Source organism: Planctomycetota bacterium, assembly GCA_035384565.1.
Taxonomy (GTDB): Bacteria; Planctomycetota; PUPC01; order DSUN01; family DSUN01; genus DAOOIT01.
Map to the genome: position 1 here is coordinate 89,807 of DAOOIT010000010.1, position 15,616 is coordinate 105,422.

The following is a 15,616-nucleotide window of genomic DNA, read 5'->3' on the forward strand; positions in this document are numbered from 1 at the left end:
AAGGGCGAGCGCCGGGAATACCCTCCCGAACGCATTGGAACGTTCGGGAGGGGGGACTCGCGGGTCGGTTCGAGGCGCAATCCGTACCCCTGGCGAAGGGGGAAGTTCACATCCCAACCGCCTCTCTGGAACAGCACCTTCGTGTCGGAGATTCACCTCCCCGTCGCCGCGGTGAGGGCGATGAGAGCAGGCACGCCGCGGCGGTCGGGGCCGTAGAGGAGGTCGAGGCTCTTGATCTCGACGTCCGGACGCGGGTTGTTCCACTGCTTGCTGTAGAGGACGGCGGAGAGGTCGGTGCCGTCGTACGGCTTCACCCAGGCAATTTGGGCGCCGGGAATGGCTTTCGGCTCTTTCTGGCGGTAGTCGTCGAGGTCCATCTCGGCGATGAGGGGAATCTCTTCGGTCTTGCCGTCGGCGTAGGTGACGACGTAGCGGGCCATTTCGTAGCGCTTCTTCTGCTTGATGTCGTTGGGGTTCATCCGCTGGTCGAGTCGGGCGGCCATGAGGAAGAAGAGGGCGTCGGCCTTGCGGCCGATGGGCACGCCGCGAATCTCTTCCTTGAGGTTGCCCGGGATGCCGCGGCCGCCGAGCATGAGGATGGTGGGGACGGGCGAGGTGCGGAACTCGAAGATGTCGTAGGGCACGCCGGCGAGGACCTGGCGGCCGGTCGGGAGGTCTTTGAGGGTGAGACGCTTGTCGCCGAAGCAGCCCTGCTCGCCGGTGAACTGGTTGGCGTGCTTGGAGAGATCAATGGGCGTGTAGTGCAGGTTGGCGCCCGCGATGATGGCCTTTCCGCCGGCGAAGGGGGCCTTGAGGTTGCGGAGCAGCGTGGTGAGGATGTTGCGCTTCTTAGCGTAGTTGGCCGGCACGTCCTCGCGGTCCTTGAGGAGGAGGTTGCACAGGACGATGCCGCCGCTGCCGCGCGGGTATTCCATCATGGCTCCGATGTTGAGCATGGGCTTGACGGCTTTGTAGAACTCTGGGGGGCGCTTGGCCTTGAGACGGATGTTGTCGAGGCCGGTGACGGCCTGTTTGTCGGGCAGCTTGAGCCATTCGGCGAGGCGGAGGGTGATGTTCCTGCCCCTGAGCGGCGGGTCAATGGGGAAGGTTTGAGGCTCGTTTGTGGGCTGGGTGACGAATGTGGCGGCCCTGGCGTCCGCGCCGTCGGGGACAAGTTGCACTTTGGTCACCGGCCAGTAGAAGGTGTTGCCGATCCACTCCAGCTCGACCAGCTCGACCTCCTTGGGGAAGGCGAGGGGGAAGTCGAGGGGGCCGGCCGCGGGGGCCTGGCGGTTGACGATGTACTTCCAGGCGTCGGCTGAGACCATGCCGTTGACGAGGTTCGAGGGATTGCGGTCGGGGTGCTCGGAGTCGTACTGGTCTTCGAACTTGGCGAAGGGGGCCACGTCCTCGTAGTCCACGACGAAGGAGAAGGTGTCGTTGGCGACGTAGTTGCCCTGGGTCCAGGGGAAGATGCGCTCGGAGGAGTACATCACGATGTCGTTGAGGGTGAGGCCGGCCATGAGGGGGTTGCGGACGGGGGTCAGGCCGACCCGCTCGCGGCGGAAGGGGCGGATCATGTGGTCGAAGCCGACGAGCTTGTTGTAGTCGGCCAGGCCCTCGGGCGTGAGGCCGTGGAGGAGGAGCCAGCCGCCGGCATCGGTAAATGCCTTGACCTTGGCCGCGTTGTCGGCGAGGGCCTTCAGGTGGGCGGGGGAGGCGGAGACGATGGCGACCCTGGCCGCGCCGCCGAGGGCCTCGAGCGGGGTGCTGGCCTTGACGTGCTGGAGGCCGATTTCGTCGAGGGTCTTGGCGAGCGTGGGGTCGGTCGCGCAGGCGACGACCTGGCGGAACTCGAGCTTGTACGTCGCCGCGTAGTCGAGTAAGTTGACGAGCAGGAGTTGCGCGACGGCGTTGTCGGCCAGCTTCTCGCCGACGAGGAGCTGGCACAGCAGCATCAGCCCCTCGCCCACGGGCACTTCGGCCAGGCCCGTGCTCTGAAGGAGCGTGTGGCACTGGATGAGCGACTTGGCGCCCCGTGTGGGCTTGGCGTAGGCGTCGCGGTAGACCAGCTCATCGCCGCCCCAGGTGAAGAAGTCCTTCTGGGCGAGGCCGCGGAGGGCGGGGTGGTTTAGGTCTTCGGCGAAGGCGGTGGTGCCCCGGTTCGTCTGGGCCTCCATTTCGCACGGGAGGGCCTGGAACTTGAGGGGGTTCTTCTGCTCGAGCGCGATGAGGCGCCGGCCGCCGAGCGCCCAGGCGGCGAGGCGGCTGGAGGTGCTCTCGGCCGCGTCGAGGGCGTCCTTGCCGAGCAGCAGCACCTTGCCTGTCTCAGGCAATGCCTTGAGGTCGGCGAGCGGCGTGAAGGCGACGCCATTCGCCTTCAGGAACGCTGCCGTGCCGCCCTGCGGGTCGAAGACGAGCAGGTTCTTCGCGTCGAGCCTGGCCACGGCCGCGGGCTTGCCGAGCACGGAGACCGCCTTGGTGTCCTTGAATACCTCCTGGCCCTTCACCGAGAGCGACAGCGTCAGCTCGCCTTCCTGCCGCGCGGTGACGGCGGGCATGTCAATCTCGACGTCGAACTTCTCGCAGGTGCCGGCGGCGAGCTTGTGCTCCGTGGTCTTGCCCGCGATATTCTTGCCGTCGAGGGCGAGCGCCCAGGTGAACGAGATGGGGTCGTCGAAGCGCGTGTCGTTGAAGATGCCGAAGGTGCGCTTGACCTTCTGCCCCGAGCCGAAGGTCCAGTCCCACTGTCGGCAGAAGACGGCGCGCGGGGGATAGGAGGCGTATTGGCCTGGGGCGTCGTTCTGGCCCATCCAGAAGTGCCAGGCGCACTGGTTGGACCAGCGGTAGCCTTCCATGAGCATGCGGGCCATGAGGCTGGCGGCTGGCCGCGTGGCAATCTTGCCCTGGAATGCCTCTTCGCCGCCGAAGTAGGCGAACTCGGGGTTGTTGCCCGTGATGAAAAAATCCTCGCCGATGAAGCGCGGGCGCTTGAGGTCCCATTCCCAGCGGCCGCGGCCGCCGCCCTTGGTGTTGGCGTCGTAGGCGAGGGCGGGGTACTCGTGGTAGGGGCCGGTGACGTAGTGGTCGCCGGCGACGGGCATCTGGTTGTTCTTGTGCGCGCCGCCGCCGTCGTTCATTACGGGGCGCGTCGGGTCGGCGGCCATCACGGCGTCGGCCACACGCTTCACCTCGCGCTCGAACTCGTCCATGTGCCCGCCGTGGAGGTTGATGCAGTTGATGTAGAGCCACTCGTTCTCGATGGACCAGATCATCACGGAGGGGTGGTTGCGTTCGCCCTTGACCTGTGCGACCACCTGGTCGCGCCAGTTCTCCATCAGTTGCATCTTGATTTCGGAGTTGTAGAGCTTCTTGAGGTCGGGGTCGCGCTCGATGGCGAAGTAGCCGATGGCCTCGCCGTCGAGGATGCCAGAGCGGCGGACGACGACGCCGTTCTCGTCGAAGAAGTCGAGGGCCTCGCGGTGGGGCATGCCCTGCCAGCGGGTGCCCCAGAAGCGCATCATCCGCTGGTTCGTCTTGCGGTAGAACTCCAGCCACTGCTCCTTCGTGCCGGCCGTGAAGCAGTCGCACCACAGGTGCCACGGGATGCCGTTGAGGGTGAAGTCGCGCCCCTGCCAGCCCCACTCGCGGAAGCCGAAGCGAGTGTCGCTGACATCCACGGACTTGCCACGGACAGACACGGACGTCCTGAGCAGATAGAGGTTGGGTTCGTCGGGCCACCAGAGCTTGGGGTTGGCCCACGGCTCGGCGATAGCGAGCGTTTGCGAGGCGCCGGGGGCGAGGGTGAAGGGCTTGGGGGCGAAGCTCTTCTCGGCCTCGCCCGTCTTTGCGTTCACCGCCTGGCAGACGACCTCGCCGGTCAGCTCTTTGCCCGTCGGGTTGTTCACGGTCACTTCGAGGGCCAGCTCTTTCTTCGCGACCGACGGCTTGCAGAAGACGTCGCTGGCATAGGCCGGTCCGGCCGCGACGAGCTCGGGCGTGACCAGGATGCCCGACTGCGCGTGGTTCCAGATCGGGTAGGCCAGGTCCTGGAAGCCCTGGTGGAAGAAGCTCAGCGGGATGTTGAAGGTCTTTCGGAGCTTCATCGGGTCGTTGGGATTGGTCGAGCGGCCGTACCAGGCGTCGCGGATGCCGACCCATAGCTCATTGACGCCCGGCTTCATGCCCTTCGTCACGTCAATCTGCACGCGGGCGAAGGGATTCTTGTCGAACCCGCACAGCACGCCGTTGACGAGGACCGTGGTGTTCAGGTTATTCTCGGGGAAGACGACGAAAAACGAGCGCCCCGCGAGCGAATCGGGCACGCGGATGCGGGTGCGATACCACAGGCGGTGGGCGAACAGCAAGTCGGGGCGGAGCGTGTTCTTGTCGCCCGGCACCTCGATGGCTTTCCAGTGGGGTGTCTTGGGGAGATCGGCGATGGGCGCGGCCACCTCCTTGGGCAGTTGCTCGTCGTGGCGGCAGACCTGCCAGAGGCCCTTGAGCGCCACGGACGAGCGGGCGTCAGGAGCCTTGGGTTCGGGCAGGTCGAAGACGGTTTTCGCCGCCTCCTGGTCTTGTGCGGTGTTGCTCTCTTCGCCAGGCTTGAAATGCGAATTGGGCGAGAACTCGCCCGCCGTGAGGCAGATGGCGTCGAGCGCGAACAGGATGCGGGCGGTCTTCCCCTTGTCATCCTTCGTCCTTGGCAGACGAATCTCCAGCTTGTGGTCGCCCCTGGCCAGTTGCTTCTCGCCCACCTTGAGCCAGGCCACCTCGCACCAGAAGTCGATCTCCATGCAATCCGTCGTCAGGTCGGTCGGCTTCGCGGTCGCCCAGTCGCCGCCGTCAATCCGCCACTCGAACGGCGAGCGCACGAACTCGAAGCCGATGCGGGTCCAGACCTCGTAGGCCGCGTCCTTGGGCGCCGCGAAGGCGTATTCGAGCAGGCCGCCCTCGGCCGGGAGGTCCTTCTCCACCGCGGCGGGGTCCATGCTGATGTGGAGCCATTTCTCTTCAGAGAGGAACTCCTTGCGTCCCCAGCCGGCCATGTTCGGCTTGAGGCCGCTCACCTTGGTCGGCGCCTCGCCCTCGAGCCACACGAAGGCCGGCGGCTCGGCGGCGAGGGCCGGAAGGGCGGAGAGAATGCCTATCAGACCTGTCAGACGGGTCAGACGAGTCAGACCGGTGGCGCGCATGAGATGCTCCTTTCCTGAGGGCCGTCGCAATGGTAGCCGCTTCCCGCCGCCCCGTCAAGCTTGCACGCCGCCGGCCGGCGCGTAGAATCGGTGGCGGAAGGAGGCCGTTATGGGCACCACGCGCATTCATCGTGTCCTGGACGAGGTCGGCTCGATCGCGTTCCCTGGGGTCTACGACACGCTTTCCGCGAAGCTGGTGGAGCGGGCCGGATTCCCGATGGCGTTCATCTCGGGCTACTGCGTGGCGGCGACGGCCATCGGCGAGCCCGATCTGGGGCTGCTGACGCAGACCGAAATCGTCGAGCGCGCCCGCCGCATCTGCGGCAGCGTCGGCATCCCGATCATCGTGGACGCCGATACGGGCTACGGGAACCCGCTGAACGTGCACCGCACGGTGACCGAGCTGATCGCCGCGGGCGCGGCCGGGTGCTTCCTCGAGGACCAGCAGTGGCCCAAGAAGTGCGGCCACATGCGCGGCAAGCGGGTCATCGAGCGCGACGAATACGTCCACAAGATTCGCGCGGCGGCCGATGCGCGGGCGGGCCGCGACTTCTTCATCGTGGCCCGCACGGACGCCTTGGCCGTGCTCGGGATGGACGAGGCGGTGGCCCGCGTGACCGCGGCCCGCGAGGCGGGGGCCGACGCCAGCTTCATCGAGGCGCCGCTCAGCGAGGAGCAGCTCGCCGAGATCGGCCGGCGCGCGCCCGCGCCCAACGTGGCGAACATGCTTGAGGGCGGCAGGACGCCCATTCTGCCCCGCGAGCGCCTGGCCGCGCTGGGCTTCCAGCTCATCGTCTATCCGCTCGCCGCGCTCTTCGCAGCGGCCAAGGCCATCGAGGCCATCTACGCCAAGCTCCGCAGCGACGGCACGACCCTGGGCGCCGAGGCCAGCCTCATGCCCTTCGCCCAACTCAACGACGCGATCGGGGTGGACGCCAAGTACGCGCTGGCGGAGAGGTTCGGAGTCAAGTGAGGCGGGACCCGGGGGACATGCGGTCGGACGGGTCCGACGAATCCCTCACGTCTCGCCCGCCCCGCGGGCAGCCTGGGGCCGTCTTACCAGATCTCCAGGCTTCACCAGAGGGTGCCGACGAACTCGGAGTTCTCGATGGCCGGGTCTACCGTGATGATGTCGAGGCCCAGCAGGCGACCGGTGGCGGCGATGAGGCGGTCGTGAAGCTCGGGGATGTCCGTGATGCTGCCCGCGGCCTGGATGACAGCGAGATTCAGCGGTGCCTCCCTGCATCTGGCGTTGCGGCGCATGTAGTCGGTCACCTGCTCCACCGTAGCGCTGATACGGCCCCGTTCGGATAGGTAGAGAATCTCGGCGAGGACGATGCCGGGCACGTGGATGGTGGCAGAGCCGGCTTCGAGGGCCTCGAAGGCGGCCTTGCCGCGTTCGCCCATGCGCCGCCTCTCGAGGCGGAGCACGAGGGCCATGGTGTCGGCGACGAATTCATTCGCGGGGGTAGAGCTGGTCATAGCCCGCGAACTCCTCCTCCAGGTGGGCTTCCTGCTCGCGGTTCAGCTTGCCTAGCGCGCGGCCTAAGCGGCGCCCTCGTTGCGAACGCGCGCGCACGAAGTCCACGAAGTCCGCAATCTCGGCAAGGCTCTTCGGCGGAAGCCCCTGGAGGCGGCCGAGGATGAGCGATTCATAGTCGCGGCTGGCCATCGCAGGTCTCCTGGGCGGGCAACGCTCCTGACAACCTTTCTTATACCACAAGGCGGTCATGTCTTCAAGGGGTTCGCGCGAGTTGACACGCCGCGCCCGACCGTGTACCCTATGGACTGAGCAGCGATCTGGGCGGCACCTGCCTTTCTTCTCTGAGAGGAAGACCTCATGTCGAAACGTGCGTCGCTGGCGTGCGTTCTGGCGGCCCTGACGGCCCTGCCGGCCTTCGCCGGCGAGGAGGCGGCCTGGACCGAGAACGCCGCCGACGCGATGGCGGCCGCGGCCAAGGACGGCAAGGACCTGCTCATCGACTTCACCGGCTCCGACTGGTGCGGCTGGTGCATGCGGCTGGACAAGGAGGTCTTCAGCCAGGAGGCGTTCACGGCCGCCGCCCCGAAGAGCTTCGTGCTCCTCAAACTCGACTTCCCCAGGGAGCGGCCGCTCTCCGAGGCGACGAAGAAGCAGAACGCCGAATGGCAGGCGAAGTTCCGCATCAGCGGCTACCCGACCATCGTGCTGGCCGACGCGGCGGGCAGGCCCTATGCCCGCACGGGCTACCAGGAGGGCGGCGCCGAGAAGTACATGCAGCACCTCGTGGCGCTCCGCAAGATCCGCGTCCAGCGCGATGAGGCCCTGGCCAAGGCCCAGGCCGCCGAGGGCGTCGAGAAGGCCAAGCTGCTCGACGCCGCGCTCGCCCCGATTGACGCCTCGCTCGTCATGGGCAACTACGAGGACGTGGTGGCCGAGATCGTGAAGCTCGATGCCGACAACAAGGCCGGGCTGCGGAACAAGTACGGCGCCATGTCGGCCCTCGTCAGGATCGAGGCCGCGGCGCGGGGCAAGGACCTCGACGGGGCCATCCAGCTCGCCGACGACGCGCTCAAGACCTACGGCGACACCGGCTCGGCTGCGCAGGACATCCTGTTCGTCAAGTCGTTGTGCTTCTACCGCAAGAGCGACAAGGCCCAGGCCAAGGCACTGCTCGAGGCCGCCCTCAAGGCCGCGCCCGACGGCCCCAAGGCCGAGCAGATCAAGATGATCCTGGAGCGGATGTTCAAGGACATCAAGTAGCCGCCCGCCTCACCCTCGCCGTCCTCGGGTGTGGGCTGTCTCTGTAGGCAGCTTCTGCTGCGGATTCTCGTAGCGACAAGCGTCCCGCTTGTCGAACGGATGAAGGCAGCCGCAAGCGGGACGTTTGCGGCTGCCTTCGCGGCCGGCCTTCCCCCATTTCGGGGATTTCTCCAACAGGAATTGCCTACGATTCCGGCCCGCATCGCCGTCCTCCATCGGCGCGAACCGGGAAAGTGGGTGACCGCACGGCACCAGCGCCCTTATCTGTGGGGGACAGTGTGGGCGGCGTGTCCCCACGCCGCGGACCGCGGGACGGGGACGTCCCGCCCACAAGCACAGCCGAGGACGGCTGTGCCACACGGAACCCGCTGCCCAGGAGCAGGGCCACCTGCTATTCCGGGTCGCGCCCCCTCGGGTGTGGACCGGAATTGTAGGTGGCTGCGGGAGCTCCGAAGGAGCGAAATAGGATAGCCCAGGGCAACGCCCTGGGAACAAGACCGCCCCGCGGCAGCCCTGACAGGGCGGAATCGAGAGCTTCTATCTCGCCCCTTCAGGGCTGGACCCGTGGAGCCCGCTGAACCCAGGGCGTTGCCCTGGGCTATCCCATGCGAGCCCTTCAGGCTCCAGAGACAATCACCCTACCCACAACTCCGGCCCACACCCGCACCCCCCCATGGCATTGCCTTCGCGCGCGCAGCGGGGTACAATAAGAAAGGAGGCCATGACCTGAGGCGACGGGCGGCGCAAAAGGGGCCAACCGATGGCCAGACACGTCCGCAACCTGCTGTTACTCATGCTGCCGCCCAGCCTCGCTCTCGCGTGGCTCGGCTTCAGGGAGATGACGACGATGGCCGCCACCGCAACGCTCATGCGCACCATCCCGCCCATTGATGCCGCCGCACCCAGAGCGGTGGAGACGGCGACCTTCGCTCTGGGCTGATTCTGGGGGCCCGACTCCCAGTTTGGGAGTCTCAAGGGCGTCGTCCGCACTCGCGTGGGCTACGCGGGCGGGCGCAAGGCTCACCCGACGTACGAGGACCTCGGCGACCACACCGAGAGCGTCCAGATTGACTACGACCCCGCGCAGATCACCTACGAGCAGCTTCTCGCCGTCTTCTGGGCCAACCATGACCCGACGCGCCGGGCGTACAGCCGCCAGTACGCGTCGTTGATCTTCACGCACAATGCCGAACAGCGATGGCTGGCCCTGGCCTCGAAAGAGCGCGAAGAGGCCCGGCGCAAGGCGAGGATCGTCACGGAAATCCTCCCCGCCACCGGCTTCACCCTCGCGGAGAGTTACCACCAGAAGTACTACCTGCGGGGCCAGAAGGAGCTATTGAGCGAGTTCGCCGCCATGTTCGGCAGCGCCGCCGAGTTCGTGAACTCGACCGCGGCCGCGCGGGTGAACGGCTACGTGGGCGGCAACGGCTCGATGGAGCAACTGCGCGAGGAGATCGGCAAGCTGGGCCTCAGCCCGGCCGGACGCGAGCGGCTGCTCGAGATCGCCCGCAGAGCCAGCCCCGTGCGCTGCAACTGACGCCCGGCGTTCCCCTCACCCAACCTCGGCCGCCAGCACCTGGAGACGGCCGTCCACGGTGTCGTTGAAGAGCAGCCAGCGGCTGTCGGCCGAGAAGTCGCAGTTCACCTGCTGGCCGCGGAAGAGAAGATAAGGGGTGTGGATGGTGGCGAGGGGCTGAAGTTCGATGCGGGGCTCGCTGGTCGAAAACGGGGCCGCATAGGCGAAGGAGTGGCCCAGCGTGCCCTCGCCGCACACGGCGCGCCCGTCGCGCGAGACGTAGAGGTGGGTGTGGTAGCAGTTCAGCGGCTCGGAGAGGTAGACCTCGCGGCCCTCCAGGTCGGCGATGCCGAGGCGGGTGGCGACGGCCTCGGGTGCCAGCTCGGCCCAGGGCAGGTCGTGCAGTGTCGGGTCGTCGCGCCGGTCCTGATAGGTGTAGCCGATGAGGGATGGGTCGGCCCACCAGAACTCGTGGGTGATCATCTCGCCGTAGGCCTGGGGGCGGATGGCGCGCGGCTCGGGGCGGACGGTGCGGACGGTCCAGATGCGCTGACCCGTGGCTTCGAACATGTCGTGGCAATAGCGCACGAGCGTGGGGTCGGCCGGCGAGGTGTCAATGTGCTGGAAGCCCACGTCGGTCGTCTCGACAAGCTTCGTGAGGGCGCCTGAAGCCACGTTCCACCCCCAGATGCGGCCGTGGCGCTTGCGGGCGAAGAAGCGCCAGAAATACTCGGCGTCCTGGGCGATGGGCAGAGCGAGCTTCTCCTCCTCGACGATCTCGACGAGGATGACGGTTCGCCCGTCGCACGTGATGTCGGCGATGGAGCCGGGCGCGTCGTCGGGCACGCGGGCGAGGCGCTCGGCCTCGCCATCGGGGAGAAACGCCGTCCATACCTCGCGGCCCGACGTGAACCACGCCCTGCCGCTGGCGGGGAGATGCTTGAGATAGGCGAGGGGCGGGCCGATGCGGATGGGGCGCAGTTCGGCCGTGTCGGGGTGCAGCGCGGCGAGATGGCCGCCCTCGTGGCGCGCGTGGATCAGCATCCAGCCGTCGGGCAGGTGCTTGGGCATACGGAAGTAGGGCACGGCGGCGCCCTCGGGCATCGCCGTGAGCTGCCGCACCGTGCGGCCCGTGTGCTCGTCTACCCAGGTTCGAATTGCGTTCATTGCCGCTCCTGCTCTCGGAGTCGCGTTCGGAGGAATCGCCCCGTCACCGAGCGCTCGCAGGCCGCGATGGCAGCGGGCGGGCCTTCGGCAACGAGTTCGCCGCCGGCCTCCCCGCCGCCGGGGCCGAGGTCAATCACCCAGTCGGCCTGGGCGATGACGTCGAGGTTGTGCTCGACGATGAGGACGGAATGCCCGCCGTCCACGAGGCGCTGAAGAACGGACATGAGGACTTGAACATCCGACATGTGTAGGCCGACGGTTGGCTCGTTGAGGATGAGAAGGGTGTGATTTGTGATGCGTGATCCGTGAGAGGAGAAAGCCCCAGAGATGTAAGCGGCGAGTTTGAGGCGCTGGAGTTCGCCGCCGCTGAGGGTGGCCGTGCTCTGGCCGAGACGCAGATAGCCGAGGCCCACCTCGGCCAGCGGGCGCAACTTGGCGACGAGGCGCGGCGTGTCCGCGTAGAACCCCAGGGCCTCGGCGATGGTCATGTCGAGGACGTCGAGAATGGTGCGGCCGCGGTCGGTGACCTCGAGCACCCGCTTCTGGAACCGCTTGCCGCCGCAGGCATCGCAGGTCACCGTCACGTCGGCCAGGAAGTGCATGTCCACCGTCTGCGTGCCCATGCCCTGGCAGCTCTCGCAGCGGCCGCCGGGCACGTTGAACGAGAACTGGGCCGCCGTAATGCCGAGCGTGCGGGCGCGACGCGTGGCCGCGAAGGCCCGGCGGATGTCGTCGTAGGCCTTGGTGTAGGTGACGGCGTTGGAGCGGGCCGAGCGGCCGAGCGGCCTCTGGTCCACCAGCACCATGTCCTTCACCTGCTCGAGGCCGCGGAGGCTCCTGCACTTGCCCGGCTCGACGCCTGTCTCGCCCCGCGCCGCCCGCCAGTGGGCGTAGAGGGTGCCGTTGACGAGGGTGGACTTGCCGGCTCCCGACACGCCGGTGACGCAGGCGAGGACGCCGAGGGGGATCCTGACATCGAGCTTCTTGAGATTGTGCTGCTCGGCGCCGCGTAGGGTGATGAAGCTCCTGGGCTTCCGCGCGCGGCAGGGCCATTCGGCGGCACGGCGCTGGCGGAGGCAGTCGGCGGTGTTGCCTCGGCCGTGGCGGAGCAGCTCCTGGGGCGCGCCCTCGAAGACCACGCGCCCGCCGTGCTCGCCGGCGCCGGGGCCGAGGTCGAGCACGTGGTCGGCGCCCAGGATCACCTCGGGCTCGTGCTCCACGCAGACCACGGTGTTGCCCTTGCCCGTCAGCGCCCGGAGGATGGCGAGCAGGCGCTGCGTATCCGCGGCGTGGAGGCCCACGGTCGGCTCGTCCAGCACATAGAGCGTGTTCGTGAGGGCGCTGCCCAGGGCCGAGGCGAGGCCGATGCGCTGCGCCTCGCCGCCGCTCAGCGTGCGCGTCTCGCGGCTGAGCGTGAGGTAGGACAGGCCCACGTCCTCCAGGTACTGGAGGCGTCCGCGCACCTCGTGCAGCAGGCCGCGCGCCGCCTCGGCGTCGGCAGGCGTCAGGGCGAGCGCATCGAGGAACCGATGCAACTCGGGCACCGGCAGGGCGAGAAGCTCCGGAAACGACCGCCCGCCCACTTTCACCCACTGTGCATCGGGCTTGAGCCGCGCCCCGCCGCACGTCTTGCAGGGCGTGTAGCGGCGGTAGCGGGCGATGAGGATGCGGTTCTGGATCTTGTACTTCCTGCCCTCCAGCCAGCGGAAGAAGCCCTGGATGCCGCAGAAATCCTCGTCGCCGCCGCCCGGCTTCCCCTCGATGACCCAACGCTTCTGCTCCGCCGTGAGGTCGCGGTAGGGCACATCGGTGGGGATGCCGTCCTCCGCCGCACACTCGAGCATCCACTCGGTCATCATCTTGAGCACGGGCGTGGCCCACAGCGCCACGGCATAGCCGGCCAGCGTCTTCGAGGGGTCGGGGATGATCTTGCCGAGGTCGAGCGTCCCCTCCTTGCCGAAGCCCTCGCAGGTCGGGCACGCGCCGATGCCGCTGTTGAACGAGAACATCTCGGGCTGCGGCTCGCGGAACTCGCGCCCGCACGACCGGCACACCAGGCCCGCGAAGAAGTGGTGCCGTTCCCCCGGCCGTCCGTCGGGGCCGAGCGTCAACACCACCGCGCCCCGCGAGCCGATACGGAATGCCATCTCCACTGAATCCGCCGCCCGGCCCATCCGCTCCGCGCTCTTCGCCAGACGGTCCACCACCACCTCCAGGCAATTGCCCACTTGCGGCTTGCCACCTGCGATCTCAGAACCCGCAAGGTCCACCACCTCGCCATCCAGCAGGACGCGATGAAAGCCCGCCGACGCCAGATGCTCGCGCAGGAACTCGAACCGCCGCTCCGACTCCACCGCGATCGGCGCAAGCACCAGAAACCGCGTGCCCTCCGCCAGACCCTCGATGAACCGCACCGCCGTCTGCGGGCTGTGCTTCTCGGCCTCCACGCCGCACTCCGGACACACCGTGCGCCCGACGTTCGCGAACAGCAGCCGGAGGAAATCATTGATCTCCGTCGCCGTGCCCACCGTCGAGCGCGGGTTCGTCACCTGATTGCGCTGCTCCAGCGCAATGCTCGGCAGCACCCCGCGGATCGAATCCACCGGCGGCCGCGGCATCCGCTCCAGGAACTGCCGCGCGTAGGCCGACATGGACTCGACGTACAGCCGCTGCCCCTCGGCGTACAGCGTGTCGAACGCCAGCGACGACTTCCCGGACCCCGACACCCCCGTCACCACCGTGAGCCGGCCGTGGGGGATCGACACGTCAATGGCCTGGAGGTTATTGGTCCGCGCCCCGCGGACCACGATTTCCCGCAGCATGCCCGGATTCTACCAGAAGCCTCGCTCACGGCCAAGCCGTCCGGGGAAGCGGCCGGGCGGCCCCGCCCACTCCCGACCCGGGCTAGGGCAAACATACGCCACAGGTTGGGCACGCCGCCGGACCACACCACAATATCCCAGAGTCTCCCAGAGTCTCCCAGACTTCCCGGTTCATGGGGGAGGTCCGCGCCACTGGCCGATCAGCCCCCGCCTTGACATACCCGCTTAATGCTGACCAGGATGTCACGGTCAGCCTGCGGGCCTGCGGTGGGGGCCTGCCTGCGGTGCCAGGCACGAATGGCGTGAAGTTAAGGTGCCAAGGGCATTTCAGCCCGCCGCACGGCGGGCGGCAGGTGGTAGCCACGGGCTGACGGCCGTGGCTACTCCCTATTTGCCTTCTTGGGCTTATCTTCACGCCATCCGTGCCAGACACCGCATGAAGACCCGCGGGCGGTGGCCGAGGAAGCGGCGCGGCCGGCGGCCTCGCTCGCCCCCGTCTGCGTCGTCGGTCGCCCGCGCTTCGTCCGCAGGATGCAGACCCGCTTCGGCCTCAACCGATCCGGGGTTCAGAGGATACCTTGCCTGTTTCCTGCGTAACGGCCATGCGCCTGTCGGGTTGTTCTCAGCCCGCGTTCCCTGCCTTCGCGGACCTTCTCGACGATCTCCTCGGTGGTCAACCGGGCGTTGATTCCCTCCACATGCAACGGGAATGGCCGCCTGAGAAGGCGGAGAGTGGATATGGTGGACACGGTGGACTGGGTGGACGGGCAAGGGCCAGAGCGCCTTGCTCGCTGTCCACAGTGTCCACCGTGTCCATACTGTCCATCGCGTATTGGTACCCTGGGGCCGGGGGCAGGCGCAACCGGCCCCGGGGCACGTCCCTCAGTCGGGAAGCCGACACAGCCACTTCCCCCGCAGGCCGGCGGGTTCGTGGAAGACACCCAGGATTCGCTTGGCCCGGGCGAGGACGTTGCGGCCGTAGCCTTCCCTGCTCGCCGCTTCCTCGATGTCGGCGGAGGGCACCGGCCCGTCCTTGAGCACGGCCCGCAGCCAGCCGACGCACTGCTGGTCGCGCTGGCGCGGCACGGGGCTGGCCGTGCTGGCGGCGAGCAGGGCCATGGGAATCGGCTCGGGCTCCCAGATGATGGCGGGCTGCTTGGGATTGAGGGGGTTGGGGCCGATGCGGTAGGCGTGGGCGTGCAAGGCGGGCGAGAGGTTGCACTTGAGGGGCACGAAATACGTCCGATCCGGCTCGTCGAGGTCGGGCCACAGGGTCCACACGGCCCGGCTGGCCGCCACGAGGGCGAGGCTGCCCATGGCCCGGTAGAGCGGAGCCGCCCCGCTCGCCTTCGTCAGGTGCGTGAGGGCCAGGACGGCGAAGCCCAGGCGCTCGGCCATTTCCTGGAGTGTGGCCAGGAGCGCCCGCAAGGCGGAGTTGCTGTTGGCCGTGCCCGTGGCCAGGAAGGCCATGAGGGGGTCAAGGACGACGAGGCGCACGTCGGGCGTGTCCTCGACGGCCTGCTCGAGGGTCGGCAGGTCGCCGGGGAGCTGGAAGCCCTTGCGGAGGCCGCCCTCGAAAAGGCCCCGCAGGGAGCGGATGCGGCGCACGTCGGCCCCCAGGGCCTCGAGGCGCGGGCGGACCGTGTCGGCCACGTCGTCCTCCGCGCTGAGCAGGAGGGTGGAGGAGGGGGGGAGCGGGTTCGGCTGGCCGTCGGGCCAGGGCGCGCCGAGCGACAGGCGGGCCGCCAGGTCGAGCGCGAGCAGGCTCTTGCCGCGGCCCGGGTCGCCCACGAGCAACGATAGCTTGCCGATGGGGAACTTGTGGGGCCAGAGCCAGCGGACGTCGCCCGTGGGGACGCTGCCGACCTCAACCAGCGACGTGCGGCTCCGCTCCGGACCCGTGTTGATGCGGAATCGGAGGGTCTCCGGCGCCTGCGGCCGGGCCGCCTGCCGCCCCATCGCGATCACGGCCTGAATCCTCGTGTCGGACATAGCCCAACTCCTTACTGATGAGGGACATGAACCCGGCGACTTCCCGCAACGCCTCGGCCACCTGCACCAGGGCGAGGTGGTTGATGGCGACGCCGCAGGTCTCGAACTGCCCGCTCCACAGGCGGCAGCTCTCACGGATGCATTCTCGTTTCTTGAACGGGCAGAGCCTGCTTACCGTCAC

9 protein-coding genes and 1 pseudogene are annotated in these 15,616 nt (G+C 68.0%); 4 read left to right on the plus strand and 6 right to left on the minus strand.

Features of this window, described 5'->3' with window-relative positions; genetic code table 11:
* Nucleotides 1-152 precede the first annotated feature (152 nt).
* A complete protein-coding gene (locus tag PLE19_05775) occupies nt 153-5,195 on the minus strand; it encodes a glycoside hydrolase family 2 TIM barrel-domain containing protein (GenBank protein HPD14437.1) in 5,043 nt (1,680 codons plus the stop codon).
* Between the two features lie 109 nt (nt 5,196-5,304).
* Between PLE19_05775 and PLE19_05780 the strand changes: the two genes are divergently transcribed.
* Complete coding sequence (locus PLE19_05780) at nt 5,305-6,168, plus strand: oxaloacetate decarboxylase (protein ID HPD14438.1); 864 nt, start codon at nt 5,305-5,307, stop codon at nt 6,166-6,168.
* A gap of 101 nt (nt 6,169-6,269) precedes the next feature.
* Here PLE19_05780 and PLE19_05785 read toward each other — a convergent pair whose 3' ends face one another.
* Both PLE19_05785 and PLE19_05790 read right to left on the minus strand, forming a co-directional pair.
* Nucleotides 6,270-6,677, minus strand: a complete 408-nt coding sequence (locus PLE19_05785; GenBank protein HPD14439.1) for a PIN domain-containing protein — start codon at nt 6,675-6,677, stop codon at nt 6,270-6,272.
* Nucleotides 6,652-6,867: a hypothetical protein gene (locus PLE19_05790; protein ID HPD14440.1), complete on the minus strand. Its 216-nt coding sequence runs from the start codon at nt 6,865-6,867 to the stop codon at nt 6,652-6,654. Before PLE19_05790 ends, PLE19_05785 begins: the two co-directional genes overlap by 26 nt.
* A gap of 168 nt (nt 6,868-7,035) precedes the next feature.
* On the opposite strand from PLE19_05790, the gene PLE19_05795 reads away from it, so the two are divergent.
* The 3 genes and pseudogenes from PLE19_05795 (at nt 7,036) to PLE19_05805 (ending at nt 9,475) form a co-directional block, all read left to right on the plus strand.
* The gene (locus PLE19_05795) at nt 7,036-7,938 is read left to right on the plus strand and encodes a thioredoxin family protein (GenBank protein HPD14441.1); all 903 of its coding nucleotides are present in this window, start codon (nt 7,036-7,038) and stop codon (nt 7,936-7,938) included.
* Between the two features lie 760 nt (nt 7,939-8,698).
* The gene (locus PLE19_05800) at nt 8,699-8,878 is read left to right on the plus strand and encodes a hypothetical protein (GenBank protein ID HPD14442.1); all 180 of its coding nucleotides are present in this window, start codon (nt 8,699-8,701) and stop codon (nt 8,876-8,878) included.
* A 15-nt stretch (nt 8,879-8,893) separates the two neighbouring features.
* A pseudogene (locus PLE19_05805) lies at nt 8,894-9,475 on the plus strand (peptide-methionine (S)-S-oxide reductase).
* 15 nt (nt 9,476-9,490) lie between these two features.
* Here the strand turns inward: PLE19_05805 and PLE19_05810 are convergent.
* From PLE19_05810 to PLE19_05820, 3 genes are all read right to left on the minus strand, one after another.
* Complete coding sequence (locus tag PLE19_05810; GenBank protein ID HPD14443.1) at nt 9,491-10,621, minus strand: hypothetical protein; 1,131 nt, start codon at nt 10,619-10,621, stop codon at nt 9,491-9,493.
* Nucleotides 10,618-13,443 (minus strand): excinuclease ABC subunit UvrA, encoded by a 2,826-nt coding sequence (gene uvrA / locus PLE19_05815; GenBank protein HPD14444.1) that lies wholly within the window; start codon nt 13,441-13,443, stop codon nt 10,618-10,620. Before uvrA ends, PLE19_05810 begins: the two co-directional genes overlap by 4 nt.
* 882 nt (nt 13,444-14,325) lie before the next feature.
* Nucleotides 14,326-15,435, minus strand: a complete 1,110-nt coding sequence (locus tag PLE19_05820; protein HPD14445.1) for an AAA family ATPase — start codon at nt 15,433-15,435, stop codon at nt 14,326-14,328.
* Nucleotides 15,436-15,616 lie beyond the last annotated feature (181 nt).

Coding starts and splice junctions, on each gene's coding strand:
- uvrA (HPD14444.1), bottom strand. CDS start 13,443: ATGCTGCGGGAAATCGTGGTCCGCGGGGCGCGGACCAATAACCTCCAG.
- PLE19_05785 (HPD14439.1), bottom strand. CDS start 6,677: ATGACCAGCTCTACCCCCGCGAATGAATTCGTCGCCGACACCATGGCC.
- PLE19_05780 (HPD14438.1), top strand. CDS start 5,305: ATGGGCACCACGCGCATTCATCGTGTCCTGGACGAGGTCGGCTCGATC.
- PLE19_05790 (HPD14440.1), bottom strand. CDS start 6,867: ATGGCCAGCCGCGACTATGAATCGCTCATCCTCGGCCGCCTCCAGGGG.
- PLE19_05820 (HPD14445.1), bottom strand. CDS start 15,435: ATGTCCGACACGAGGATTCAGGCCGTGATCGCGATGGGGCGGCAGGCG.
- PLE19_05795 (HPD14441.1), top strand. CDS start 7,036: ATGTCGAAACGTGCGTCGCTGGCGTGCGTTCTGGCGGCCCTGACGGCC.
- PLE19_05810 (HPD14443.1), bottom strand. CDS start 10,621: ATGAACGCAATTCGAACCTGGGTAGACGAGCACACGGGCCGCACGGTG.
- PLE19_05775 (HPD14437.1), bottom strand. CDS start 5,195: ATGCGCGCCACCGGTCTGACTCGTCTGACCCGTCTGACAGGTCTGATA.
- PLE19_05800 (HPD14442.1), top strand. CDS start 8,699: ATGGCCAGACACGTCCGCAACCTGCTGTTACTCATGCTGCCGCCCAGC.